This window comes from Streptomyces tremellae (assembly GCF_039540215.1).
Taxonomy (GTDB): Bacteria; Actinomycetota; Actinomycetes; order Streptomycetales; family Streptomycetaceae; genus Streptomyces; species Streptomyces tremellae.
Genome location: NZ_BAABEP010000002.1, coordinates 111,617 through 133,636, shown reverse-complemented (window position 1 = coordinate 133,636; position 22,020 = coordinate 111,617). Strand labels below are relative to the sequence as shown.

Here is a 22,020-nt window from a genome sequence, read left to right as displayed (position 1 = left end):
GAGAACAAGGCGAAGGTGCCGCCGACGGCGGCGAAAAAGGCAGCTAGGGGCGCCCGGGTCAGTGGCGGGCGGGGGCGGCGAGCAGGTCGCGCAGGGCGGCGGCGACCGCGTCCAGGAGTTCACGTGTCAGCCAGCCCGGCCCCGCCGCGCGGTCCAGCACCTCGCCGGCGGTGCCGACCAGGTGGCAGGCCAGCGCCGCCGCGTCGGCGGGCGCCAGCGTCTGGGCGAGCAGTGCGGCGGCGACGCCGGCGAGCACGTCCCCCGAGCCGTGCCGGGCCAGCCCCGGGTGCCCGGCGGGGACCAGCCGGGTCCGGGTGCCGTCGGTGATCAGATCCGGATCGCCCTTGGCCACCATCACCGCGCCGGTCTGCCGGGCCGCCTGCGCCAGTGCCGCCGCGTCGACCGCCCCACCGCGCCCTGCTCGGCCGGCCGGGCCGGACACGGCGAGCAGGGCGTGCGCTTCGGCCCGGTTGAGCAGGACCAGGTCCGCGCCCAGGTGCCGAAGGCGCTTCCGGGCGCGGGGGCCGCCGCCCAGCGAGCCGTCGACCACCAGCGCAGCACCGCGGTCGTGGTCCCGGACCTCCTCCAGGGCGTCCAGCACCCTCCCGGCCACCGGGCTGCCTCCCAGCCCCGGACCGACGAGCCAGACCACCCGGCCCCGGGCCCCCGTCTCGGTCAGGCGCTGCGCCATCCGCCGCGAGCCCCGGGCCGCGGCCGCCACCGCAGCGGCGTCCAGCTCGAACCCCAGTCCCGCGATCAGATGCGCCTCCAAGGCCACCTGCTGCGCCGCCGGGGCGGGCGGCGCCGCGACCCGCACCCCGTGGGCCCCGGCCCGCCGGGCCGCCAGCGCCGCCACGTACGGCGGGCCGGGATACTCGCGCGAGCCGCCGATCACCATCACCAGCCCGCCGTCACCCTTCACTCCCCCGCCGGCCACCGCAACGGCCCGCAGCGCCAACTCCCGGGCACACGACCGCTCCACACGCACAGCTCCGGAACCGACGTCACCGCGAACCTGGCCGTATGACGCTTCGTCAGTCGCTAGGCTCGGAACAGACACCCGCGCCGGCACCCGGCGCCGGGCCGCTTCGAGGGGAACCCCGTGACCGCACCCACCCGTACCTGGCCGCACCTGCTCGCCACCCTGCTGCGCGGCGAAGACCTCACGGCGGACGACACCAGGTGGGCGATGCGCGCGGTCATGGACGACGACCACGAGCCGGTCGCCCTGGCCGGCTTCCTCGTCGCGCTGCGCGCCAAGGGCGAGAGCCCCGCCGAGCTCGGCGGCCTGCTCGACGCCCTGATGGAGCGCGTCGTCCCACTGCCCGTCGACGGCACCGGTGTCCTCGACATCGTCGGCACCGGCGGCGACGGCGCGCACACCGTCAACATCTCCACCATGGCCGCGATCGTCACAGCCGCCGCCGGAGCCCCGGTGGTAAAGAACGGCGGCCGCTCCGTCTCCAGCAAGAGCGGCTCCGCCGACGTCCTGGAACAGCTCGGAGTGCCCCTCAACCTCAGCCCCGAGCAGGTCGCCCAGTGCGTCCGCGACCTCGGCATCGGCTTCACCTTCGCCCCCGCCTTCCACCGGGGCCTGCGCCACGCCTCCCCCGTGCGCCGCACCCTCGGCGTGCCCACCGCGATCAACTACATCGCTCCGCTGACCAACCCGGCCCGCCCCGGCACCGCTCTGGTCGGCTGCTCCAACCTCCAGCTCGCCCCCCACCTGGCCACCGTGCTCGCCGGCCGCGGAACCCGGGCACTGGTCGTCCGGGGACAGGACGGTCTGGACGAGATCACCACGGCCGCCGTCACCGACGTGTGGCACGCCGACGACAGCGGCGTGCACCGGACCACGTTCGACACCGCCCGCTTCGGCCTCGTCCGCCCCGGTGCGGACGCGCTGCGCGGCGGGGACGCCGTCTACAACGCGAACGCCGTCCACAGCGTGCTCGCCGGCGCCCCGGGGGCCGCCCGCGACGCCGTCCTCGCCAACACTGCCGGAGCCCTCGCCGCCCACAACGCCACGGCCGACCTCGAGGACGCCTTCGCCGAAGGCCTGGACCGGGCCCGCGCCGCGATCGACAGCGGAGCCGCCGCGGACCTGCTCGCCCGCTGGACCAAGCTCGCCACCGCCCTGGCCGCCCCTCGCTGACCTCGTCACCCTGCTCACCGCACTGCCCCGTCCGTCAGCAGCGGGACCTGCCGCGACCACCGCTCCACCGCCTCCCACCGCCGGCCGGTGCCCTCCGCGGTGATATCCCGTACGAGCTCCGCGAACGCCGCCTCCCGCTGCGCCGGCACTCGACCCGGAAGGGCGTCTGCGGCGGCCAGTCCCTTCGCCGGGGCGTAGGACGCCATGACGACGGCGAGCGGAGCCTGCACGACCGACTGCGGTGCGCTCGGGCTGGACGCGTGCGCGGATGCCACCAACGCGGCCCGCTCCCGCCAGGGCAGGAACGCCGCGAGCTCCCGGACCACATCCAGCGGGTCGTCGCTGGTGTGCACCATGGTCAGCAGCCGGTTGGGACTCCCCGCCACCGAGCGCAGCGAGTCCGCCGGCCGTCCGGCCGGGTCGTTCCCGCCCTTCAAGCGCGTCAGCCGTCGCGCGGCGTCACCGCCCGGGTGGCGGTAGAGCACCAGCAGCCCCGGTCCCAGCTCCACCACGGCGTCCAACAGCAGCAGTCGCTCCGCGGTCGCGCGATGGAGCTGCCACCACCACAGCGCCCGGACTCCGGCCCGCTCCAGCCGGACGGCGCTCGCACCCACCGGTGTGAAGCCATCGGCCTCCACCCTCGCAAGCACGTCCGCCGCGGCGCCGGCTGCCACGGCATCCGGCCGCACCCACAGCAGTGCAGTCTCGAAGGCGAACCGCTCCGCCTCGCCCGCGCCGAGTACGCCCACCAGCGTCGCCCAGCCCTCCCGCACCAGCGGGTCGAAGGCATAGTGCCGCGCCTTCTCCGGCTCCCGGGTCAGGCGGTCCGGGGCAGGAGCGGGCATGTCCGCCCACCCCTGCCCCATGGTCGCCGCCGTCCTGACGGATGTCGTCACCGCGATCCCTCCGCTCCTGCCGACTGTGTGCCTCGACCAGCACACCGCTGGCGTGCGGACGACCACAGAGGTCAAGACCGTGAACGTCGTGAACCCCGAACCGCTTGTGTGAATCCGCGTGAAACAGAGCCGGACCAGGCGCGGCCCGCCCAGCCAGCCAGCCAGCTGGCGCGGCGGTGCGGTGCTGGCCGAGCGGAGCATGGGTGGCGAAAGTGACGGTGGATCGGCTTCGGGTCGCCGGACAGGTTCGTCTGCCTTGACGGCACGGTGCGGCTCACCGCGGTCTCCACCGGACCCGCCGACGATCCAGAGAACTCGGCGGGGCGGTCGTGCAGGAACTCCTCGTCCAGGGCCCCAGGCCTCCTCGGTCCGGTGCGGCGTACGCGCGAGATACGTCCGTACGCCGATACTCGGCGGCCCTGGGCGCCCGGTAGGCCATCGTGAAGCGGACCGTTGTGGCTTACCTGGGCGCCGAGAGGCTCTGTGGGGGCAGGACGGCGGTCTCAGAAAGAGGTGTGGGTGTCGCTTCGCGGGTCCCCGGTTACCAGATGTTCGTCGTAGAGCCCGTTCTGAGCTGAACGGCGCCAGGACCGCGCGTAGCGGAGGGCCACGTCGATGTCCGGGTCGGTCGATTCGAGATTGATGTCCGCGACCGCCAGAGCGGGTTGCCCGTCGGCGGGGCATTGCGCTAGCCACCGGCCGCCGGGTGCCACGATCCCCGACGGCACCGTGGCGCTGAACTGGGCCGGGATGGAGTACCCGAGCCAGTAGCTGTAAAGAGTTCCGTAAGCCTGGGCGACCCGGGCCCGCGGCGCGTCGTCGACCATCACGGAAAGCAGGACGCAATCGACATCCAGGCTTTCGTACTCGGCGAAGAGCGGCGGAAAATTCGCCTCGACGCATAGCGCGCAGCCGATGCGGATGCCGTCCACCTCGAAGACCACAGGTTCGCGTCCCGGGGTGTACAGGTAGGAGACCTCGGTGTGCGATAGGAAGCGCTTGTCGTAGCGCGCGACTAGCTCGCCGCGGTCGGAGACGATGAAGAGGCTGTTGTGGGGCCGGTTCGGCGGTGTGAGCGGGTGGATCGACCCGAACGCCGTCCACAGCCGTAGTTCTCCCGCCAGCGCGGCGATTGACTCGGCTTCTTCGCGCAGGACGTCCCAGGCGGCACGGCTCCAGTCGGCCGGGGCCAACTCGCCGTCGGGGCCGGCCGCCATCACGTGCTTGCTGGGGTAGGTGATCGCTCCCTCGGGGAACTGCACCAGGCGCGCGCCCACGTCGGCAGCCTCAGCCATCAGGGCCCGGATCTCCTGCCCAGCTGCTCGCAGCGCGCCTCGGTCGGTGGGATCCTCCGGCACAGTGCTCTGCGCGACAGCCAGCCGCAATGTCCTCGCCATGGCGCGGACGCTACGGCATCCCAGTCCCTGTGGCTCGAAGCTCGGGTGGGCCCGGCCAGATCCGCGTGGTTCCTGTCCGGTTCGCCGGCCGTGACCGGCGGGCTGGCGCCCATCACGATGAGGGCCGGCCCGCATTCGTCCTCTCATGGCAGCGCCGGAAGGCACGCCCGTCACGTCTGCTCCGGGCTGCTCCCGCTCAGGAACTCGCGGGCGCCGCGGAGCCGGGTGCGCAGCTTCTGCTGGGTGGCGCGATTGTCGAGTCGTACGTCGAGCCCGCCGGGCAGTCCCGTGTCCGAGCGGCGTGCGGAGGGCAGCCGGGCGGGGTCGAGCCCGTCGCGGCGTGCGATGAGCTCGCCCAGCTCGTAGCGGCTCAGGGCGTCTGGGCCGGCCAGGTGGAACATGCCGGCGGCGTCGGACCCGGTGATCTCCCACAGGGCGGCGGCGAGGTCCTCCACGTGTACGGGGCAGCGGATGTCGTCGGTGTACAAGGCGCCCTGCCGGGCGCCGGCGGCCAGCGCGTGCACCAGTTGCTCGTGTTCGGAGCGGGCGTTGCCGATGATCAGTGAGGTGCGGGCGACGGCCGCGTGGGGGCATAGGAGGCGTACGGCGGTCTCGGCGGCCGCCTTTGCGGCCCCGTACGGGGTGAGCGGATCCGGAAGGCGAGACTCGTCGTACCAGTCGCGGCCCGTGCCGGAGAAGATCGCGTCGCTGGAGACGTGCACCAGGTGGATGCTGCGCTGGGCCGCGGCTTGGGCGAGGCGGATCCCGCCTTCGGCGGTGACCTCCCAGTCCGCGCCGCCGCTCGTCGTGTTGATCACCGCGGCCGGAGCCACTGTGTCGAGGACCTCCTCCAGGCGGGCGGGGTCACGGAGGTCGAGGTGATGCCAGGTCGCCCCGGCGTCGCTGCCGGGGCGGGAGTGGAAGGTGGCGGCCGGGCGACGGCCCGCGGACACTGCCTGGCGTACCAGCTCGGCCCCCAGGAAGCCGCTGCCACCGATGATCAGCACAGTCATGCCGCTCCACGTTACGGGTGACGGGTGCCGCCCAGGCGGGCTTTGGCGGGATCCGCTGATCCGCTGAAGCCGAGTAACCCGGCCGAGTTCGCGCACGTCCTGGACACGCCCGCCGGGCAGACCGGGGAGCTGGTCGCGCTCGCCCAGCTCCTCCAGGTCGCCGGGCGCGGCGGCCACCCGGACCTCGCTCCCCACCTCGGCCGCCGGGCCGAGCACCTCACCGGCACACCCGTCCCCGTACCGTGACCGCCCTGGAGATCCCCGTGCTGCCCAGCCTGCTCGCTGTCTTCGGCCACCCGGACGATGAGCCCCTCCTCGCTGGTGGCGTCCTCGCCCAGCATCACGCCGCCGGTGCCCGGACGGCGGTCGTCACCGCCACCTGGGCCCAGGACAGTCGGAGGGCGCCCGAACTCGAGGAGGCCGTCGCCATCCTGGGCGCGGGTGTCCCGCGGCTGCTCCGCTACGGCGACGCCCGCAACGCCGAGTCGGCGCCCGGCCAACCACGGCTCGTCGACGCCCGAACGGTGGCCGAGCCAGGAGGACCACGACGGTGAGCAGGAGCCGACTCGGTTCGAGTGCTTCTGGATCCCGCTGGAGACCGCGCACGTGCTCCAGTCCGGACAGGGCGCGCTGCTCGGGCTCTTGGACGCCTGACCCCACCCGTTCGCCTCGACCCGCGCTCCCGGTCGCCTCAAGCGCGTGGGTCGTGTGGGATTCGAGCGCCGGTGCGCATCTTGACGAACTGCTGCTGTGTGGCCTTGATGGACGCCGCGCCGGCGGGGCCGATGGTCTCGCCGGTCTCTTTGTAGTGCCGGGTGACGAAAGCCTGCACCAGGTCATCCCACTTCTTGGCCTCGATGAGTTCCGCGCATCCGCCACAGGCGGTCCAGGGCACTTCGTTCAGAGCGCCGTCGGTGTCGAGGATGTGCTTACCGTCCGGGGAAACGTAGACGGGGCGTACCGCTGCGAGCGGGGCGACCTGATAGGACCATACGACTCCCTGGCCTCCACAGAAGTCGCACTGGACCTCATCCCACACCCATACGAGGTCGGGCCCATGGTCCTCATCGCGTTCGGAGTGGCGGTGCTTGATCACCGTCTCTGAAGCAGCGCCCGAGCGGAGGTTCTTCAAGCGGATCAGATCGTCACCGCAGAGCTGGCACAGTGCCCGTCGATTGCGGTCCTCGTACGGAGTCGCGCGATCGGGGTTCATCTGCTGCGGGCGTACCCGACGCTGCTTGTTGGCCTTCCGACGTCCCATTCCCACACATTATCGGGGCCCCACACGTCGGCTGCCCCCCTCAGCCCGGTGGACCAATCGGGGGCCTTCGGCATGGGGAATCACCGCCTTGTCATGCCCTGCCTTCCCGAGGTCACGTCGGATCGGCGACCGCCTGCGCCGTGGTGTCGGCCCGGTCGTCCGGAGCTGAGCCGATGGTCTGCGCGTGCCACTCGGGTGGGACAGCGACGGCCGCGGGTTTGCCGCGGTGGGTCACGGCCACATGCTCTCCGCCCTGCGCGCGGTCGAGGAGGTCGGACAGTCCGCGTACGGCGGTCTCCGCGGTGATGGTGTCCGTCACCGTTCCCCCGGCTTGAGCATGCCAGGCGGCCGGCACCAGCACCGCTGCCGCGTGCCCGTGCCGGGTGACCACATGATGTGCCGCCTTCAGGCGTACCCGGGTCAGAACGGGACTCCATCCCGACCGCAGGTCGTCAGCGCTGCCGCTGGTCGTCTCCATGTGCCGGAGTCTACGGACTACCAGGACTTCACGGACACCAGCGAACTTCCCGAACTTCCATAACTTCCCGAACTGCAAGGTTTCTTGCTACGGTCGATCACGTCGGGGCGGAAGCACCGACGGCGTCGCCTCAGCCTCGAACAGGCGGGGTTCGCCATGCCCTTCCGTCACGGCCGGTGTCTTCAGCACCAGTCGTAGGCGGATCCGATCACCCTCACGAACCGAGGAACCTCGCGATGAACAGCACCAGTAGGCGCGCGAGCGCCGCGGCCGCCGCAGCCGTCGGAATGCTCGGACTGCTCTCCACCACCGCGCGGGCCGACACCATCGACCCCGACAAGCCGACCCGCACCTACACCGAGGAGCGCACCAACCCGGTGACCGGTGAGAAGGAGACGGCGACGGTCACCGAGTACCCGGACGTCGTCAAGCACGGCGACGGAGGCGGCTCGGACAGGAGGGACCGCAGCTACGCGAGCGGCACCAACCCGATCACGGGCGAGCCGGGGCGGGTCACGGTGACGGTGACGCCCGGCACCACGATGCCGGCCCCGGGCACCGGTGGCCTCTTCCTGCGCGATGCCGGAGGCGCGATCAAGGGCCTCATGGGTGAGGGGGACCGGGCGCGGGTCCTCACCTGCCACCCCGGCAACCCCAACCTGGTCAAGGTCCAGCAGCTCTCCGGCGGGCACGGCGGCTGGGGCGCGTACATCGGCTACGTGAAGATCGCCGCGACCGCGGATCCCAGCAGCATCGGCTGCGGCTGACCCTCCACGCCGCCCGTCGCCCCTTCTCGCGCGAGCGAAATCCGGGCGGCGCCGGCGGCCGCCCCGGCCCGCCGATCGGCGCGGCAGGGGCGGCGAGTCCCCTCTTCCCCGCACATCAACAGCAAGGAGAGGCCCGTGCCTGCCGACCTCCAACACCTGGCCGAACGCCGCGCGTACCTCGTCCGCCAGCTCATGGCGTCGAGTGAGAACCTGCCGACCTTGAGTTCCGGCCCTGATCGAGCGGACGCCGACTACGCCCGCACCCTGCTGGCCGCCGACATCGCCGCCCTCGAAGGGGCGCTGCTCGTCGGCATCGCCGATCCCGAGCACCGGCACGGCCACTGACCGTTGGCGTCGACGGTAGCCAGGCATGCGGCCGCTGCGGACTCGAACCTCGCCCGGCTCAAGCGGACGCGCCCGGCTTCCGCTCTGCGACGACGCGAGCACCCGTCGGGGACCGACCAGCGAACGGGCGGTCCCGGCCCGGTCTGCGCCGTCCGGGCCTTTCCCAACGAGACGGCCCTGGCCGGGTGTCTTCAGCACCTGGCCAGGGCCTCGCCGACCGAGCCACAGACCACGAACCGGTAGGAGCTCAGCAGCATGGCCAACCGTACCCACGACCGCGACCATCGCCTTCGGCGCATCCGCACTGGCGGGCAGGGCGAGGAGAACGCCCGCTCCGCCGCCGCCCGGATCAGCCGTGAGCGTGCGCACCGCAGCACCTCCGGCGGCGGCACCGCGCCCGGGGCCGCCTGGTGATCTTCGGGCGGAGCAAGAGCGACAGCACCACCAGTTCCACGCAGACCACTTCGTCCTCGACGAGCGGCTTCACGGCCGAGCAGAAGGCCGGCCAGCAGAAACTCAATGACCGGCTTACCTGCAGCCGACTGGAAGACCGCGACAAGGACGCACCCGCAGGCAGCTTCTGACTCCCAGTGTCTCCGCGACATCCCGTAGAGCGCCGCCCCGGACCGTCCAGGGCGGCGCTCTGGTGTCCGGCCCGGCGAGCAGCGCCTGCCTGCAACCCGCGGAGCCGCGTGCGATGTTCACGGGCGAGTGGGGCAGGCCCTTCGCTCGGTCTCCGGCCGAGACGCCGCCCGGCCCGGAACGGAGCACCTCAGCCCGTGGCCGTCGTCCGGCAGGCTTGGAGGTATTCCTGCATCGGCCCCAGACCGACCTCGCTCCTCCGCTGCTCGAGCCGCTCCTCGTCCCAGACCGATGCCGGCGACAACTGGCCCGCTTCATCCAGGAGAAGCTGCGTGCCGAAGATCTGCGGCCGTCCCTCGGCGACACGGATCCGGTCCTGCAGCAGCGCCCCATGCCGTGGGTCCGCCTCGCCGGCCAGTCCCGCGTGCGCGAGCAGATCCCGGCAGTGCCGCTGGAAGTCGGGGACGGCGTCGCTGTGCTGGGCGAGGAGCCACAGCGCCGCGGCGCCGCGCTCCCCGATCTCGGAGATACCCGGCCACCCTCGCGCCTCGACGAGCTGGTCCAGCCAGAGGCGGTTTTCCAGGTCGATCCGCTTCCACCGCTCCAAGGCCTCCGGGGTGCGGTCCTCTCGCGGCAGCAACCGCACCTCCTGGTCCAGCTCTTGACGGCGGAGTAGTTCGGCGGCCAGGTCATCGTCCGGCGTGGCCGGGCGCTGCGGAAGCACGGCCGCGCCGATGACGTCGAAGAGGTGAGCGCCGAGGATCTTGGTGTCCGCGGGGGCGTCCAGGGCCTGAAGCTCCTTCCGGTCCACCCATCGCACCGGAAGCTCCGGGGTGCTCAGGGGCTCGTACGGCAGCGCTACGACGCCGACGAAGACGTGATCGCGGTGCAGGTGACGGACGTCGGCACGGCCGTCGGGTCCGGCGGCCATGTCCACCGTCCACCACGGGCCGGTGACACCGGGATGCAGGTAGCCGCTGGGGAGCGGGGCCGGCAGGAGTCGGGGGCGGAATCCGGACTCCTCGACCGCCTCGCGCAGGGCGGCGTCCACCGGCGGCTCGTTGCGCTCTTTCCGGACGTGCCCGCCGGGAGCCAGGTATCCGCCGTCGCGGTCGTGTGCCGAACTTGCTGGATGCCGATCCTCCGGTGCCAGAGCGTCGCGGGCTGCACGGGTGCTACCCATGCCGTCTCTGTCCACAGCTTCGCGCCCGTACGGTCCGGTTCCCGATCACGGAACGGAGACCCTTGCATGTCCGCAATAGTCTGGCTTCGACTGTCCGACGACCGGCTCGTCCGTGCCGATCGTGTGGTCGCCGTAGACCTCCGGGTGCCGCTCACCGACGACGCCGGGCGCCAGGAGCCGCTCAAGCCGGTAGCCAGGGAGCAGGGCGCGTGGATCGTGGCTCAGCTGACCGGACCGGAGACTTCCTGGGTTCAGGTCGCCGCGTGCCCCGCCGTGCGCGGCGGAGAACTGGTCGTCGGGCTGCTCGGCGCACTCGCCGCGGCCTCCGCGCATGCCTCGGGTGTCCGGTTCGTCTACGGGCTCCGGCACGGAGGAGAGCTCTCCCGGTGGACGTACGGGCCGGTGATCCCGCTTGCCGATCCCCGGGTGGTGCCGCTGCACGAGGTGCAGGACCCGGCTCCCGGTCGGTGGCTGGCCGCCTCCTCCCGGGAGGGTCGCTAGGGGCAGCGGCCAGGGACCGGCGATTCGGGCAACAGCGATGCAGGGGAAGCTGCGACGCCGCTCGCCGAAGCAGCCCGTGCGCCCGGCGGCTTCGCCCGGTCATTCATTCCGCAGCAGCCCTCATCGCTCCCGCGGGCGGCGTACATCGGGCAGGAGGTCGAGCCCGTCACTGGAGCGCACGGGGATCTCCCTCGGCTTCGACGAGGGGATGGTCCGGGTGCTGGATGACGTCGGCAGGACGCTGCCCCATCCATCCGGACAGGCGGTGGTCGGGGCACTCGGTGCGGACGTGGGTGAAACCCTCGCGGAGGTAATAGTCCTGCAAGCGGATGTTCGCGCGGTCGCAGTCGAGGCGTACCCAGGGCCGGCCGTCTTTGCGCGCAACGGATGCCACCCAGTCGATGATGCGTCCCCCGAGCCGGTCTCCGGCCGTGTGGCGGGAGCTGATGAGCTTGGCGATGTAGACCGCCGAGTCGAGACCGTCCTCCGGGGTCCAGAAATCCGTGTCGGGCCGGGCGAGGGTCACGGTTCCGATCACGCCGCCGTCGACGTCCTCGACGACGAATGTTCGGCCGGCGGCGATGTCGGTTCTCCACTTGTCGAGTGCCCGGTCCCGGAACCCGGGGCTGCGCCACTGGTCGATCCCCTGGGCGGCGAGCCATTCCTCGGCCTCCAGGCGCAGCTTCATCAGCGCCATGGCGTCGTCGTCCGTGGCTCGTCGGATCAGATCTTGCACGCGCTCATTCCTCGAAGTCATAGATCAGAACATTGCGGTCACCAGGGGCGATGGTGACCATGCAGCGGACGGGCTTGCCGTCGGCTCCGTAGCCGATGAGGGTGTGTCTGGTGACCGGGTGGGTGGCGTCCGGGTCGAGGTCCAGCCGCTTGATCTCCTCGTCGGTGGGCAGCCAGGAGCGCACGATGTGCCGCCGGCGGACCTGGGGGTGGCCAATGTTTTTGAGGATGCCGCCGGCCATGGTGACGTCGCGTTCCTCCATCAGCGGAGAGTCCATGGCGACCTCCGTGGGGAACCATGAGTCGGCGAGCTGGAAGGGCACGCCGTCGACGCGACGCAGGCGGCGGCGTGCGACGGCGAAGGACCCGGGCTTCAGTTCAAGCCATTTGGCGATGTCCTCGGGGGCCCGCTCGACCGTGACGACCGGGGTGTCCTGGCTCGGCACGCGGCCGAGCTCTTCGATGGATGCCTTCCAGTCGTCGACACCGCGGGCGGGGTCGTCGCGGCGCTCCCCGCGCTCGAACGAGTGAACGTGCCACTCGATGGGGTCTATGACGCGCACGAAGACCCCCTTGCCCTGCCGCGAGGTCACCAGCCCCCAGCTCTTGAGCTTCAGGACGGCCTGGCGCAGCGTCTCCGGCGAGGTGTAGTACTCCTCGACCAGTTTTCGGGTCGCCGGCAGTTGGCTGCCTTCGCTGAACTCCCCGGCCTGGATCCGGCTGCGTAGATCCTCGGCAATCTCCTGGGCACTCCAACGCCTTTGCTCTCTCGGTCGGCTTGTCATGCCGTCAGAGTAGCCAACTTACCAAGTGAAGCAAGTGAAGCTAACGGGCCATCATTGCGCCCCCGCCCCAACTCCGTGGCTGACCAGCACCTCACTTGATCCACCTCGGCCCAACCTCCTTTACACGCGATCCGGTTGACGGGGCGACAGCTCCCGGTCTACGGTCGCACTCAACTTCACTTGTGAACCTAGTGAGGCTAGTGAAGTTGGGTTGGGTGCTCGGGTCGCGTGGGTCTGGCCGTACGCAACGGCCACCTGCGGATCGCGATTCACTCCAATCCCTCACAAAACGCCGCATGGCGTCGTTGCTTGAGAACTCCACAGCGGATATAGGACTGAGCGCCCGGCGCGGCTCGGCGGCATCGCGATCGCCGCACGGCCGACAGGCCGGGCGCACCTGAGAAGTCCAGACACCCAAGGCCCGGCTCACGAACGCCGTGCGCCGGGCCTTGACCTTGGCCACCTGGCCAACAAGACAGCCCCGCCCAGGAGTTCCTCCCGGACGGGGCCACTCGGCCCGTGAAGGAGTCGCCACTCCGGACCGGACCTGATCCGAACACCTCACTGAGCGAGGAGTCCGAACTATGTCCCAGATTAATAAGCACCCCGCCCCCGCCGCCGCGCGGGTCGGCACGACGAGCACCGCGCACTCCAAGAAGATCGCCGCCTCGGTGGACACCGCCACCCGGGCCCGCGCCGCGGAGGTCGCCGGGGCGTACCTGTCCAACCTGACGCTGGCCGCGAGCGCGGCCGCCGCCAAGGGGGTGCGCTGATGACAACCCTCAACGACTACGAGCTGATGCACCCGAGCCTGGCCGCGTTCGCAGGAGTGGCCCGCAGCCGTCTCGACAACCTGAGCCCGGCCGAGCGCCGGGTGCAGGCGGCCGAGGCTGCCAGCGACGTGCTGCTCCGGGCGAGCAAGCTCGACCTGACGCACATGACGACGGACGAGCTCGTCCTGACGGTCCTGGAGATGCGGCGCGCCCTGGCCGGCCTGCTGACCGTCACGGTCCCGGCGGCCACGCCGCCCCCCGGCTCCGACCAGGGCGGGCTGACCGATGACGACCTGGTCGCCAGTCTCTTCGACGTGATCAGCGATGTGGCACCGCTGGAGGCCGACGTGGCCGTCCACCTCGGCCGGCCGCTGCCCAACCCGCTGATCGACACCCTGGTCCGTGCGATCAACGCCCCGGGGCTGCGGGACGCGGGCGGGTACGTCGAGGCCCGCGGGCACTGCGGGACCTCCACCGTCCACATCACCGCCACGCCGGCCGCCGCAGGTGCCCGGTGACGCAGAGCGCGCCCGAGGACGGGCGCCCCCGCGAGAACCAGATCATCGCCGAGCCCGCCACGGTCGACCGGTGCCAGGCGGACTACCGCCGCGGATCGGCCGACCGGAACACCGCCTACAAGAAGATGCGCCGGGCGGGGGCACCGGGTCGCTCGTGACCACGGCCCCGCCGGTCCCCGCCCGCACCAGCTGCCGCGACGTCGCGGCAGCTGGTGCGGGCGGCCCCTCAGCAACGCACGGGGACGGAAGAACCCCCCGATGTCCCCCTCGCGGTCTCCGTCACCGGAGCCGCCTCGCACAGGAGAAATACGGTGACCACCACCTCCAGCACTCCCCCTACGACACCCCCGCCGGCCCCGGCCGGCGAGCCGGACCGGCAGCCGCTCAACAAGGCGCAGCGCGTGATCGTCGGTGTCGTGGTCGGCGGCGCGGTGGTAATCGCCGGGATCGGATTCGCCGGCTCGTACGCCGCCGTCCGGGACCTGGCGATCCGCAAGGGATTCGGCACGTTCGCCCACGTTTTCCCGCTCGGCGTCGATGCTGGCATCCTCGTCCTGCTTGCGCTCGACCTGCTGCTGACCTGGCTTCGGATGCCTTTCCCCATGCTGCGGCAGACCGCGTGGCTGCTGACGATCGCGACGATCGCGTTCAACGGGGCGGCGGCCTGGCCGGACCCTCTCGGCGTCGGCATGCATGCGGTGATCCCGGTCCTTTTCGTCGTGACGGTCGAGGCCGCCCGGCATGCGATCGGGCAGCTGGCGAACATCACGGCCGGCCGTCACATGGAGCCGGTCCGGCTCATCCGGTGGCTGCTGTCGCCGTTGCCCACGTTCAAGCTGTGGCGGCGGATGAAGCTGTGGGAGCTCAGGTCGTACGAGCGGGTCCTCGAGCTCGAGCAGGAGCGCCTCGTCTACCAGGCTCGGCTGCGGACCCGGTTCGGTCGTGCCTGGCGCCGCAAGGCACCGGTCGAGGCCCGGCTGCCGCTGAAGCTCACCCGCTACGGCGTGCCTCTCAGCTCCGATCCCGCCTCCGCAGCTGCCCCTGCGCAGACGCCGGCGGGTAACGCTCTGGAGGCCCACGTCGCCGACGCGCTCGCCATCGCCTCGGCCGCAGACGCCCCGTCGGCGCTTCCTGCCGGCGAGGGCATGAACGTTCCGCCGCGCCCCGTGAACGCGGGCGCCGACGACATCGTGAACCATCGCGGCGGCGGTCTGCCAGCGTCGCGGCCGGCGACCGTGAACACGGCGTCCGAGCGTGAATCGGGCCCCGTGAATCCGGACTCCGACTCGAGCGTGAATCCCCCGGTTCACGCGCCCGCCACTTCCCGCGTGAACGGTTCACGCGGGGTCGATTCACGGTCGCCCGTGAACGGGACCGAGCGCGCCCTCGATTCACGCATGAAGCAGTTCACGCGCACCGTGAACGGCTCCGGCGTGAACAGCGTGAAGTCCGTGAATCCGCAGGTCACAGGTACCGTGAACGGGTTCACGCTGGTCGTGAAGCCCCGTGAATTCACGCGTGAAGACGGGTGCGTGAATCGCCGGGACTGGCGCGTGAATCACCCGGTGCAGCTGCGCGTGAACCCGTCGGCCGGCCGTGAATCGGACGGCGTGAACCACGGCGCCGGCACCGTGAATCCGACGCCGGGCAAGGCCGTGAACGAGGACCCCGCCGGTCGTGAATCGGACGGCGTGAACCGCGGCGCCGGCACCGTGAATCCGACGCCGGGCAAGGCCGTGAACGAGGACCCCGTCGACCGTGAAGAGGAGGGCGTGAACCACGGCGAGGACGGCGTGAACGACGGCGGCGTGAATTCACGCCGCACCCGCCGGGTGTACGCCGCGAAGGCGCCGACGCCGACCTCGGTTCACGCCATGGTCGGCGTCCCCACTCCGGAAGAGGAGGAGCGGGCCAAGGCGGCAGCCGACTGGTTCGCCGCCAAGGAGGCGAACCCGCGCCTGACGCAGAAGGACTTCGTCGCGAGTCTCGGCCGCTCGCCGGCGTGGATGTCCAAGGCCCTGGCGGAAGCGGCTCGGAAGGCCGAGGCCACGGCCGATGACTGAGCCGCTCTACGCGGCCCACTCCAGTGCGGCCGGGCCGCTGACCTGCCACGACGCCGACCACAACGAGAAGTTCATACACATGCTGATCCACCTCGCCCTGCGGGGCGAGCGGATCACCGGAGCCTCCGAGGAGGGAGGGAAGATGACCACCGCAGACGAGAAGGCTGACCCGTTCCATGTGCCGCTGCCGGACGAGGTGCCCGTACCCGCGGCGCGCGCGGAGGCAACGGGCGCCGACAGTGGCCAGGCGACGGCCAAGCCGGCGGATCCAGCCCCTGCAGACGCCGATGTAGATGCGCCTGTAGATGCTGTAGATGCGCAGGTCAGCACCCCGGAAGGGGGTGCACCGGCCCCCCGGGGGAGCGAGGCGGAACTTGTTGTTCCGCCCATGCCTGCCTCGCCGCCCAAGACGCCGGAGAGCGACCCGGATTGGTGGCGCGTCCCCCGGGGTGAGCCGAAGGCCGCGGCCCCGGCGAAGGGCTCGCCGCGTGAGTCCAAGTCCGGCTGGTGGGACCGCCTCTACAAGGACCAGGACGCGGACCTCGACACCTACACCGGGCACGTGCTGACCGTGCCGGCTGGCAGCGGACCGGTCCTCATTGAGGTCCAGAAGAGTCCGGAGCCCGAGAGCCCGGAGCCGGATGAGGGCGAGGCCGAGGAGCCCTCCGCCCGCCGGGAGGTCCTCGATGTGCACAAGCCGCAGCCGACTCTCCAGATCCGTACGCAGCCCGCGAAGCGGTGGCGCCCCACGAGGTTCTGGCGCGTCATCACCTTCAACGGAACTGCCGCGGCGGTCGGCTCTGCCATCGGGCTGAACGCCTACCTGTCCCAGTTCCCGCCGGCCGCCGTCACTGCTGCCGGTGGACTGCTCGGGGCAGGCATGGCGCTCGGCGCGGGGTTCACGGCCTGGAAGGTCGCGGGCAGTGAAATGCTCTCGCCGTTCGTGCCGTTCGGCTCCCTGGGCCGTCTCGGCGCGGTGTTCGTCTCCGCCGAGCTCGGCCGCCGGCTCGGCCAAGAGCTCCTGCCGTACACCTCCGGCACGATCGCCCGCTACGTCGGCCTGAGCCAGACCGACACCTCCCTGCTCGTTGTCGGCCTCACCATGTGCGGCGCCTCGGGCTGGCTGGTGTGGCGCACCCGCTACGGCGGCCTGCTCAAGCGCTGGCTCGCTCGCATCCCGCTGGCCACTTCCCTGCTCGTCTGCGCGCTGTACTCCAACGGCCCTGTCATCTGAAAGGCACCCGCCCGTGATCCCCATGACCACCGTGCTCGCCGCGCCTGCCTCCGGCGCCAGCTTCACCCAGGGCCTGGGAGCCGTTGGCCTCTCGTCCCTCGCGGGCGCAGGTTTCATCGTCCTGGTCATCGCTATCCGCAACCGCTCGAAGCTCACCAAGAAGTACTTCGACGACCGCCGCTACCTTGCCGGGCTCGCTGCTGTGACCGGTGTCCTGTTCATCATTGCCGGGGGCACCTGGAGGATGATCGCCCAGGGCACCCACGACCTGGCGGCCTCGACCCTCAACGATCCGAACGTTGTCGCCGGGCTGTCGCCGGCCGGACTCGCACTGATCATGACCATCCTGGCGTTCCTGCCCGAATGGCAGCGTCGTGTTCCCCCCGCGTTCTTCGGTCTGGGGGCCGGCGTCTCGTGGGGCCTCGCCGGCGCCTTCTGGGGGATCCTCTTCAAGGTGATCGGCGGGATGCTGGAGAAGCTGGCATGAGAGCCCTGCTCAAGAGGATCAGGGCCAACCCGCTCGTCAAGGAGATCGGCATCCCGTTCCGGGGCGGCAGGCAGTCGCTGCTCCTTCTGCTCCCGTTGATCTCCGGGTCGTACCTGATCGCGTCCTACCTGCTGCGCAAGGTGGGACGCCTCATCAAGGCCGGCTGTTCAGCGGCCATGAACCTTGACGCTCCGGCCGCCAAGGCCGCCCCCGCCGTCAAGGCCCAGGACGACGAGAGCGCTGACCCGGGATCTGGCGGAGAGTCGGGCCCGAGCACCACCAAGGTCACCAAGAAGGCGGCCCAGGCCTCCGCCGACGACGCGATCGAGCGGGTCGGTCTGGGATGCCTGATCATTTCGTTCGTCATCGTGGTCGTCGCAGGGCTCATCTGGCTGTTCATATGGCTTGCCTGGCCCCACATCGCTCCGTACGCCAAGATCGGCGCCGCCGTTCTCGGGGCGCTTTGGGTGATCGCCGCGTTGATGATCGCTCCCCCGCTGAAGGAGAGCGCCACCCCAAACGATCATGAAAAATCTGCGGGGGAGCAGGACCAGGAGTCCGACCAGGAGTCAGACCGGGACCGGTTCGCCCGCGGGCTGGCCCAGTTCATCGTGGCCGCCGTCCGAGATGCTGCGCCAGATCACATGGGCGTTCACATCGCCGAGCTCCTTGAGCGGCTGCAGAAGGAGGCACGGGGTTTCGACAACTGGGAGCAGCTCCAACTGCGGGAGTGGTGCACTGCCGCCGGGATCCCCGTCAGCAGGAACGTCCGGGCCAAGGGGAAGGGGCCCACCTGGGGTGTCCGCGCCGACGAGCTGCAGCAGGCGTTCGGCACCTCTCTGGACGAGGCCCTGGAGACCCTCTCCCGGCCCCTCTCCGGGCCCCCTGTCCCGGCCCCGTCGGAGGGGCCCGCGGAGGCCCCCGTTCAGGCCGCGGAATCGGGCCCGGACGCACCCCTCACCGCACCCCTCACCGCGCCCCCCGCGGAGGCCCCCGTGCCGGCCGGACACAGCACCCTTCTTCAGCCCCGCCTCCAGACCGTTCCCGACCCCTCCCCTGGCGCGGTCACATGATCCGGCCCTGTGGGGGCGTAGATGCCATCTACACCCCCATCTACCAGGGCATCTACCGCTTATCTCACCGCCGTCGACGGGCCGTCGACACTCCCGTCTACGGCCCGTCGACCTCGCGTCGACGGGCTGCCCCCGACCCGCGAGCACCCCTTCGCCGGCGGCGAGAAACCGCCCCTGCCCGTCCACGGCCGCTGTCTTCGCCCTCTACGATCCGGGGACCACCGATCGGATCAGGAGGCGTCCGTGCCGTTCACGTACAACTGCCCGCGCTGCGGCACGGCGTCCCGGCCCTACACCTTTCGTGCCGGCGCCGATAACCACGGCGCACACCACCGCCGCCGACGTCACGACGGCGACTACCCCGTGGGCGAGAGCATCCAGCGCATCGCGCGGACCAACCCGCTCGACCGCGCGATGGCCTGGCGGCCCTCCAGAGGCGACGCCGTCGCCGCTGCGGTCGTCGGTCTCCTCGTCCTCTGGAGTGTCTGGCACCCGTTCACGAACTGACCCCAGGCAGCGACACATCATGCGTGATGTGTCGCTGCCTGGGGTCAGTTCGTTTGTGCCGCTCCCGAATTCTCGAACGCCCCCAGCACGACAGGTGCTGGGAGAGCGGGCGATCGCGCCACGGCCCGGAACTCCGACTTCTCCTCTTCTTCGCCGACCAGCCGTTCGTCCGACGGGCCGCTGCTGAAGAGCAGGGGGTGCCGGAGCGTTCAGGGCGCGAGCGGGAGGCTGTTCCGTACGGCCGGCGGCAGCGGGTAGGCAGCGGCCAGGGCGGCGATGATCTGGTGGGCCGTTTCCCGGTCTGCTTCGGGGTCGGCCGTCTCGATGGTGCCGTCGTCCGCGCTGAGGAGCTCGGCGAGTTCGTCCTGGAGGTCCTCGTCGTCCCCGTCGTCGGGACGCTGCTCCTCGATCCGGTCGGCCACGTACCGGTGGACCCGGTGCAGGCTTGCCGGATTCTCCGCCTCCCCGTTGATCTCGGTGCCGGTGGCGATGGCCATCGGTCGAGGTTCGGACTCGGTGGGCGGGATGAGGAGGGTGAGGACCGCGTCCTTGAGGCCGGTGCGGTCGAGGTAGACGCTGACGTCCAAGGAAGTCTCCTGTTCGGGTGCGGATCGGGGAAGGGCGTGGCTCAGCCGGTCAGCTCGAAGGCGTGGTCCAGGCGGCGGGTGCAGTCGGGAGCCAGCAGGTCGCTGAGGGACAGGGTCGAGCCGAAGCGGTAGTCCGCCCAGTCCGGGGTCATCTCCAGGTGCTCGGCCGTGCGGCTGCGCAGCGACTCCATGCCGCGGGCCCACTGCTCGGCGGTGGTGAGCGCCTCCCACCTCTGCTCGGCGGCATCCTCGTCCAGGTCCTCGCCCTCCGGTGTGCGCGGGCGGGAAGTCCACCAGGTCGGGAAGGACTCGCTGACGGAGACGACGACGGGCTGGTCGTCGCGTGCGAGGAGGAAGCTCTGCAGGTCCTCCCAGCCGCACGCCTCCCGGAAGTAGCCCTCGTGGAGGCCTTCGGCGACGACGCCGGCCAGCCAGCTGCGGTGCGGGCCGTCGACCCAGGTGTTGAGCTCGCACTGGCCCGTCAGCCGGGCGGCGAGGCGCAGCGGGTCCGGGCCGGTCTCCATCGCGGTGTTGAGGGTCAGGGTCAGGGGGCGAACCCGGTGGCCGCGGTAGTCGACGATCGGGTCGTCGAAGATGACGTCCTGCAGGGTGCGGGCGTAGGCATTCATCCAGCGCCGCGGGCTGACCCGCCAGCCCGGGGGAACCTCCCGGAGCTCGTGCTTGCGCGGGAGCAGGTCGAAGAGCGCGTGGGCTCGGTCGCTGGCGTCCGGGTGCTCCAGGAGTACGCGCTGGGCGTGGTCGCGCAGCAGGCTGAGTATCCAGTGGCGCTCGTGGCCCTTGAGGTGGGTGGAGCCGTGGAGGTCCTGAAAGCGGATGTAGCTCACGGGGGTCCTTTACGTCGTGCATGGATCGTGCGGGGGGGGCGGGGCAGCAGTCGGCTGCCGGGTCGATCGAGGTGGTCCGGTGCCTGCGACCTCGGTGTTCCTTGTACCAGCCGGGTGTGACAGCAGTGCCGGACGATGCTCAGTTCTTGGCCGGGGCGAGGGCGGGTCGGGTGCTGGTCTCCAGAGCGGCGATCGCCTCCAGAGGGACAGGGATGACGCCGTCGATCAGGTTCAGTGCACGGCGCAGGGCGAGTTGCCGCTGGGGCGCGTAGCCGCGCTCGTCGCGGGCGACGGCGAGAGCAGCCTGTGCCTGTTCGATGTTGCGGCGCTCGGCGCGCGGGAGGTAGCTCGCGCCGGTCGTGCGGGCGTGGTGGTCGGCACTCCTCCAGGCCAACTCCAGGGCGGTGACGGCCTGGCGGTAGGTGTCGAGGGCTTCGGGGGCGGTGGAGATGCGTGCGTCGCGGGCGGCGTCAAGGGCGTCGATGAGGCGGGCGGTCTGCGGCACGTTCACGTCGGCCAGGGCGAGACGGTGGAGGTTGTCGAGCAGGTTCATCTGGAAGTCGCCGAGGGCATCGCGCACCGCGTCGTGGCGTTCCTCCACCTCGGAGCGGCGCCGGGCGAGTTCGTCGGCGCGGCGCTGCTGCTGGCTGGCGCGCTCGCGGTGGCGGCGCAGGCCGGCGGCGAGGGCGAGGGAGCCGAGGAGCAGCGCGATGGCGGCCACCGTGATGCCGAGGACGAGCGCGATCGTGCCCCAGGGCGGGCCGTCTGTCCCCGGCCCGTGCGTGACGTTCGGGTCCGGGGTCGTCGGGCGCGGGTCAGCTTCGAGATCGTTGCTGAGCGATGCCCGGAGTTTGGCCGCCAGCTCGAGCGGGAGCGTCGGTCGGAACACGACGGTGGAGGCGACCAGGGCCCCGATCAGCGTGCTGCACATCCGAGGCCAGTTCTGGGTGATCCAGAACCAGACGGTCTGGACGGCGAGGAACAGGCACATGCCCGAACCGGCGAGGGAGAGTATCCAGGCGGCGGTCGTGGACATCGGTGGCATCGGCCGGGGGCCTTTCACGAGGTGCGTCCCGCCGGGCCGATCGTGTGGAACGGTCCCGTCGGTGTCCTGTGATGGGTCAGGACCAGATCACGATGTGCCGGACTGCCTGTGGACAGAGTCCGGCGCTCGCGCGTGCACCTGTGGACAGCGATGCGGCCGGGGCGGCCGTCCGGGTCAGATGGAGTCACCGATCTTGATCGTGCGCCACTTGTCCTCGGTGACGTGCTTCCAGCGGGAGCGTTCGCCCTTGACGATCAGGACCTTCCAAACCTCCGGGGTCCTGTGCCAGCCGGTCAGCTCGCGGCCGAGGTACTGACGGTCGCAGACCCGGCGGGTGCCGCCGCCGCTCGATTCGCCGCTGGAGCCGGAGGAGTTGTCCTTGTTGCGGTTGTTCGGCGTACCCGGCTTCACCTTCGAGACGCCCCCTCCGCCGCTGCCGCCGGTGGTGGTGCGTCCGCCGGAGCCGCCGGTCGTCGGCCGGCTGATGCCGGTGAGGGTGAGCGCGTTGGTGGTGACCTTGCGGCAGTTGGTCTCGCGGTAGCGGTTCTCGTAGATCGGCGTGCGGGTCGCCTCGTCGTGGACCTTCTTCTTCACGGTGCCGTGCTCCAACGGCTTGGGCCGGGGCTCGGTGGAGGCGCAAGCCGTGAGCAGGAGGGCCGCGGTGACGGCGGTCGTGGTGATCGTGAGCTGGCGTGCGGTGGCGAGCATCGCGGGGTGGGTCTCACTTTCTGGTGATGCGGGAAGGGGAGTTGGCCTGCGCGGGGCGCGGCGGCACGACTGTCCGCCAGTT

At 71.2% G+C, this 22,020-nt stretch carries 29 protein-coding genes and 1 pseudogene; 17 read left to right on the top strand and 13 right to left on the bottom strand.

Annotated features, from left to right (window positions below; genetic code table 11):
* Nucleotides 1-58: 58 nt before the first annotated feature.
* On the bottom strand, nucleotides 59-982 hold the full coding sequence (locus ABEA77_RS02640; RefSeq protein WP_345640541.1) for an NAD(P)H-hydrate dehydratase: 924 nt from the start codon (nucleotides 980-982) through the stop codon (nucleotides 59-61).
* Nucleotides 983-1,102: 120 nt separating this feature from the next.
* On the opposite strand from ABEA77_RS02640, the gene trpD reads away from it, so the two are divergent.
* Entirely contained in the window at nucleotides 1,103-2,155 is a 1,053-nt protein-coding gene (gene trpD / locus ABEA77_RS02635; protein ID WP_345640538.1) for an anthranilate phosphoribosyltransferase, read from the top strand.
* Between the two features lie 14 nt (nucleotides 2,156-2,169).
* Here the strand turns inward: trpD and ABEA77_RS02630 are convergent, their stop codons facing one another.
* Complete coding sequence (locus tag ABEA77_RS02630; RefSeq protein WP_345640535.1) at nucleotides 2,170-3,000, bottom strand: nucleoside-diphosphate kinase; 831 nt, start codon at nucleotides 2,998-3,000, stop codon at nucleotides 2,170-2,172.
* Between ABEA77_RS02630 and ABEA77_RS02625 the strand changes: the two genes are divergently transcribed.
* Complete coding sequence (locus ABEA77_RS02625; RefSeq protein ID WP_345640532.1) at nucleotides 2,999-3,163, top strand: hypothetical protein; 165 nt, start codon at nucleotides 2,999-3,001, stop codon at nucleotides 3,161-3,163. The genes ABEA77_RS02630 and ABEA77_RS02625 overlap by 2 nt on opposite strands.
* Nucleotides 3,164-3,554: 391 nt before the next feature.
* On the opposite strand, the gene ABEA77_RS02620 is transcribed toward ABEA77_RS02625, so the two are convergent.
* On the bottom strand, nucleotides 3,555-4,448 hold the full coding sequence (locus ABEA77_RS02620; protein ID WP_345640529.1) for a carbon-nitrogen hydrolase family protein: 894 nt from the start codon (nucleotides 4,446-4,448) through the stop codon (nucleotides 3,555-3,557).
* 170 nt (nucleotides 4,449-4,618) lie between these two features.
* On the bottom strand, nucleotides 4,619-5,461 hold the full coding sequence (locus tag ABEA77_RS02615; protein WP_345640526.1) for an SDR family oxidoreductase: 843 nt from the start codon (nucleotides 5,459-5,461) through the stop codon (nucleotides 4,619-4,621).
* Between the two features lie 42 nt (nucleotides 5,462-5,503).
* On the opposite strand from ABEA77_RS02615, the gene ABEA77_RS02610 reads away from it, so the two are divergent.
* Entirely contained in the window at nucleotides 5,504-5,707 is a 204-nt protein-coding gene (locus ABEA77_RS02610; RefSeq protein ID WP_345641044.1) for a hypothetical protein, read from the top strand.
* Between the two features lie 11 nt (nucleotides 5,708-5,718).
* A pseudogene (locus ABEA77_RS02605) lies at nucleotides 5,719-5,979 on the top strand (PIG-L family deacetylase); the annotation flags it as partial.
* Between the two features lie 173 nt (nucleotides 5,980-6,152).
* On the opposite strand, the gene ABEA77_RS02600 reads toward ABEA77_RS02605, so the two are convergent.
* Nucleotides 6,153-6,722, bottom strand: a complete 570-nt coding sequence (locus tag ABEA77_RS02600) for a hypothetical protein (protein ID WP_345640523.1) — start codon at nucleotides 6,720-6,722, stop codon at nucleotides 6,153-6,155.
* Between the two features lie 112 nt (nucleotides 6,723-6,834).
* Nucleotides 6,835-7,200, bottom strand: a complete 366-nt coding sequence (locus ABEA77_RS02595; protein WP_345640520.1) for a type II toxin-antitoxin system prevent-host-death family antitoxin — start codon at nucleotides 7,198-7,200, stop codon at nucleotides 6,835-6,837.
* 236 nt (nucleotides 7,201-7,436) lie between these two features.
* Here ABEA77_RS02595 and ABEA77_RS02590 point away from each other — a divergent pair, with 236 nt between their 5' ends.
* From ABEA77_RS02590 to ABEA77_RS02575, 4 genes are all read left to right on the top strand, one after another.
* On the top strand, nucleotides 7,437-7,967 hold the full coding sequence (locus ABEA77_RS02590; protein WP_345640517.1) for a hypothetical protein: 531 nt from the start codon (nucleotides 7,437-7,439) through the stop codon (nucleotides 7,965-7,967).
* Nucleotides 7,968-8,102: 135 nt separating this feature from the next.
* The gene (locus tag ABEA77_RS02585; RefSeq protein ID WP_345640514.1) at nucleotides 8,103-8,312 is read left to right on the top strand and encodes a hypothetical protein; all 210 of its coding nucleotides are present in this window, start codon (nucleotides 8,103-8,105) and stop codon (nucleotides 8,310-8,312) included.
* A gap of 255 nt (nucleotides 8,313-8,567) precedes the next feature.
* The gene (locus tag ABEA77_RS02580; protein WP_345640511.1) at nucleotides 8,568-8,726 is read left to right on the top strand and encodes a hypothetical protein; all 159 of its coding nucleotides are present in this window, start codon (nucleotides 8,568-8,570) and stop codon (nucleotides 8,724-8,726) included.
* Nucleotides 8,723-8,896: a hypothetical protein gene (locus ABEA77_RS02575; RefSeq protein WP_159057265.1), complete on the top strand. Its 174-nt coding sequence runs from the start codon at nucleotides 8,723-8,725 to the stop codon at nucleotides 8,894-8,896. The genes ABEA77_RS02580 and ABEA77_RS02575 overlap by 4 nt, the downstream gene beginning before the upstream one ends.
* 188 nt (nucleotides 8,897-9,084) lie before the next feature.
* Here the strand turns inward: ABEA77_RS02575 and ABEA77_RS02570 are convergent, their stop codons facing one another.
* Nucleotides 9,085-10,077, bottom strand: coding sequence for a DUF6624 domain-containing protein (locus tag ABEA77_RS02570; protein WP_345640509.1), 993 nt, complete (start codon nucleotides 10,075-10,077; stop codon nucleotides 9,085-9,087).
* 66 nt (nucleotides 10,078-10,143) lie between these two features.
* Between ABEA77_RS02570 and ABEA77_RS02565 the strand changes: the two genes are divergently transcribed.
* Entirely contained in the window at nucleotides 10,144-10,578 is a 435-nt protein-coding gene (locus ABEA77_RS02565; RefSeq protein ID WP_345640507.1) for a hypothetical protein, read from the top strand.
* 166 nt (nucleotides 10,579-10,744) lie between these two features.
* On the opposite strand, the gene ABEA77_RS02560 is transcribed toward ABEA77_RS02565, so the two are convergent.
* Together ABEA77_RS02560 and ABEA77_RS02555 are read right to left on the bottom strand one after the other, a co-directional pair.
* Nucleotides 10,745-11,314 (bottom strand): GNAT family N-acetyltransferase, encoded by a 570-nt coding sequence (locus ABEA77_RS02560; protein WP_345640505.1) that lies wholly within the window; start codon nucleotides 11,312-11,314, stop codon nucleotides 10,745-10,747.
* Nucleotides 11,315-11,318: 4 nt separating this feature from the next.
* Complete coding sequence (locus ABEA77_RS02555; RefSeq protein ID WP_060880355.1) at nucleotides 11,319-12,098, bottom strand: GntR family transcriptional regulator; 780 nt, start codon at nucleotides 12,096-12,098, stop codon at nucleotides 11,319-11,321.
* Nucleotides 12,099-12,682: 584 nt separating this feature from the next.
* On the opposite strand from ABEA77_RS02555, the gene ABEA77_RS02550 reads away from it, so the two are divergent.
* The 8 genes from ABEA77_RS02550 (at nucleotide 12,683) to ABEA77_RS02515 (ending at nucleotide 18,753) form a co-directional block, all read left to right on the top strand.
* Nucleotides 12,683-12,871, top strand: a complete 189-nt coding sequence (locus ABEA77_RS02550; protein ID WP_345640501.1) for a hypothetical protein — start codon at nucleotides 12,683-12,685, stop codon at nucleotides 12,869-12,871.
* A complete protein-coding gene (locus ABEA77_RS02545) occupies nucleotides 12,871-13,389 on the top strand; it encodes a hypothetical protein (RefSeq protein ID WP_345640498.1) in 519 nt (172 codons plus the stop codon). The genes ABEA77_RS02550 and ABEA77_RS02545 overlap by 1 nt, the downstream gene beginning before the upstream one ends.
* The gene (locus ABEA77_RS02540) at nucleotides 13,386-13,547 is read left to right on the top strand and encodes a hypothetical protein (protein WP_159057266.1); all 162 of its coding nucleotides are present in this window, start codon (nucleotides 13,386-13,388) and stop codon (nucleotides 13,545-13,547) included. The genes ABEA77_RS02545 and ABEA77_RS02540 overlap by 4 nt, the downstream gene beginning before the upstream one ends.
* Nucleotides 13,548-13,790: 243 nt before the next feature.
* Nucleotides 13,791-15,452, top strand: coding sequence for a DUF2637 domain-containing protein (locus tag ABEA77_RS02535; RefSeq protein ID WP_345641018.1), 1,662 nt, complete (start codon nucleotides 13,791-13,793; stop codon nucleotides 15,450-15,452).
* Nucleotides 15,445-16,686 carry a hypothetical protein gene (locus tag ABEA77_RS02530; protein ID WP_345640493.1) on the top strand — a complete coding sequence of 414 codons (1,242 nt, stop codon included), beginning with the start codon at nucleotides 15,445-15,447 and terminating at the stop codon, nucleotides 16,684-16,686. Before ABEA77_RS02535 ends, ABEA77_RS02530 begins: the two co-directional genes overlap by 8 nt.
* A 22-nt stretch (nucleotides 16,687-16,708) precedes the next feature.
* Complete coding sequence (locus ABEA77_RS02525) at nucleotides 16,709-17,173, top strand: hypothetical protein (protein ID WP_060880359.1); 465 nt, start codon at nucleotides 16,709-16,711, stop codon at nucleotides 17,171-17,173.
* Entirely contained in the window at nucleotides 17,170-18,246 is a 1,077-nt protein-coding gene (locus ABEA77_RS02520; RefSeq protein WP_345640490.1) for a hypothetical protein, read from the top strand. Before ABEA77_RS02525 ends, ABEA77_RS02520 begins: the two co-directional genes overlap by 4 nt.
* Nucleotides 18,247-18,489: 243 nt before the next feature.
* A complete protein-coding gene (locus tag ABEA77_RS02515; RefSeq protein ID WP_345640488.1) occupies nucleotides 18,490-18,753 on the top strand; it encodes a hypothetical protein in 264 nt (87 codons plus the stop codon).
* 209 nt (nucleotides 18,754-18,962) lie between these two features.
* On the opposite strand, the gene ABEA77_RS02510 is transcribed toward ABEA77_RS02515, so the two are convergent.
* From ABEA77_RS02510 to ABEA77_RS02495, 4 genes are all read right to left on the bottom strand, one after another.
* On the bottom strand, nucleotides 18,963-19,340 hold the full coding sequence (locus tag ABEA77_RS02510) for a hypothetical protein (RefSeq protein WP_345640485.1): 378 nt from the start codon (nucleotides 19,338-19,340) through the stop codon (nucleotides 18,963-18,965).
* Between the two features lie 41 nt (nucleotides 19,341-19,381).
* Nucleotides 19,382-20,185: a hypothetical protein gene (locus tag ABEA77_RS02505; RefSeq protein ID WP_345640483.1), complete on the bottom strand. Its 804-nt coding sequence runs from the start codon at nucleotides 20,183-20,185 to the stop codon at nucleotides 19,382-19,384.
* A gap of 139 nt (nucleotides 20,186-20,324) precedes the next feature.
* Nucleotides 20,325-21,221 (bottom strand): hypothetical protein, encoded by an 897-nt coding sequence (locus tag ABEA77_RS02500; protein ID WP_345640480.1) that lies wholly within the window; start codon nucleotides 21,219-21,221, stop codon nucleotides 20,325-20,327.
* Nucleotides 21,222-21,404: 183 nt separating this feature from the next.
* The gene (locus ABEA77_RS02495; protein ID WP_345640477.1) at nucleotides 21,405-21,938 is read right to left on the bottom strand and encodes a hypothetical protein; all 534 of its coding nucleotides are present in this window, start codon (nucleotides 21,936-21,938) and stop codon (nucleotides 21,405-21,407) included.
* Nucleotides 21,939-22,020 lie beyond the last annotated feature (82 nt).

What these genes read in the sequence shown, in the direction of transcription:
- ABEA77_RS02590 (WP_345640517.1), top strand. Translation starts at nt 7,437, where the DNA reads ATGAACAGCACCAGTAGGCGCGCGAGCGCCGCGGCCGCCGCAGCCGTC.
- ABEA77_RS02550 (WP_345640501.1), top strand. Translation starts at nt 12,683, where the DNA reads ATGTCCCAGATTAATAAGCACCCCGCCCCCGCCGCCGCGCGGGTCGGC.
- ABEA77_RS02555 (WP_060880355.1), bottom strand. Translation starts at nt 12,098, where the DNA reads ATGACAAGCCGACCGAGAGAGCAAAGGCGTTGGAGTGCCCAGGAGATT.
- ABEA77_RS02625 (WP_345640532.1), top strand. Translation starts at nt 2,999, where the DNA reads ATGTCCGCCCACCCCTGCCCCATGGTCGCCGCCGTCCTGACGGATGTC.
- ABEA77_RS02530 (WP_345640493.1), top strand. Translation starts at nt 15,445, where the DNA reads ATGACTGAGCCGCTCTACGCGGCCCACTCCAGTGCGGCCGGGCCGCTG.
- ABEA77_RS02595 (WP_345640520.1), bottom strand. Translation starts at nt 7,200, where the DNA reads ATGGAGACGACCAGCGGCAGCGCTGACGACCTGCGGTCGGGATGGAGT.
- ABEA77_RS02620 (WP_345640529.1), bottom strand. Translation starts at nt 4,448, where the DNA reads ATGGCGAGGACATTGCGGCTGGCTGTCGCGCAGAGCACTGTGCCGGAG.
- ABEA77_RS02600 (WP_345640523.1), bottom strand. Translation starts at nt 6,722, where the DNA reads ATGGGACGTCGGAAGGCCAACAAGCAGCGTCGGGTACGCCCGCAGCAG.
- ABEA77_RS02520 (WP_345640490.1), top strand. Translation starts at nt 17,170, where the DNA reads ATGAGAGCCCTGCTCAAGAGGATCAGGGCCAACCCGCTCGTCAAGGAG.
- ABEA77_RS02495 (WP_345640477.1), bottom strand. Translation starts at nt 21,938, where the DNA reads ATGCTCGCCACCGCACGCCAGCTCACGATCACCACGACCGCCGTCACC.
- ABEA77_RS02630 (WP_345640535.1), bottom strand. Translation starts at nt 3,000, where the DNA reads ATGCCCGCTCCTGCCCCGGACCGCCTGACCCGGGAGCCGGAGAAGGCG.
- ABEA77_RS02580 (WP_345640511.1), top strand. Translation starts at nt 8,568, where the DNA reads ATGGCCAACCGTACCCACGACCGCGACCATCGCCTTCGGCGCATCCGC.
- ABEA77_RS02525 (WP_060880359.1), top strand. Translation starts at nt 16,709, where the DNA reads ATGACCACCGTGCTCGCCGCGCCTGCCTCCGGCGCCAGCTTCACCCAG.
- ABEA77_RS02565 (WP_345640507.1), top strand. Translation starts at nt 10,144, where the DNA reads ATGTCCGCAATAGTCTGGCTTCGACTGTCCGACGACCGGCTCGTCCGT.
- ABEA77_RS02615 (WP_345640526.1), bottom strand. Translation starts at nt 5,461, where the DNA reads ATGACTGTGCTGATCATCGGTGGCAGCGGCTTCCTGGGGGCCGAGCTG.
- ABEA77_RS02570 (WP_345640509.1), bottom strand. Translation starts at nt 10,077, where the DNA reads ATGGGTAGCACCCGTGCAGCCCGCGACGCTCTGGCACCGGAGGATCGG.
- ABEA77_RS02500 (WP_345640480.1), bottom strand. Translation starts at nt 21,221, where the DNA reads ATGTCCACGACCGCCGCCTGGATACTCTCCCTCGCCGGTTCGGGCATG.
- ABEA77_RS02545 (WP_345640498.1), top strand. Translation starts at nt 12,871, where the DNA reads ATGACAACCCTCAACGACTACGAGCTGATGCACCCGAGCCTGGCCGCG.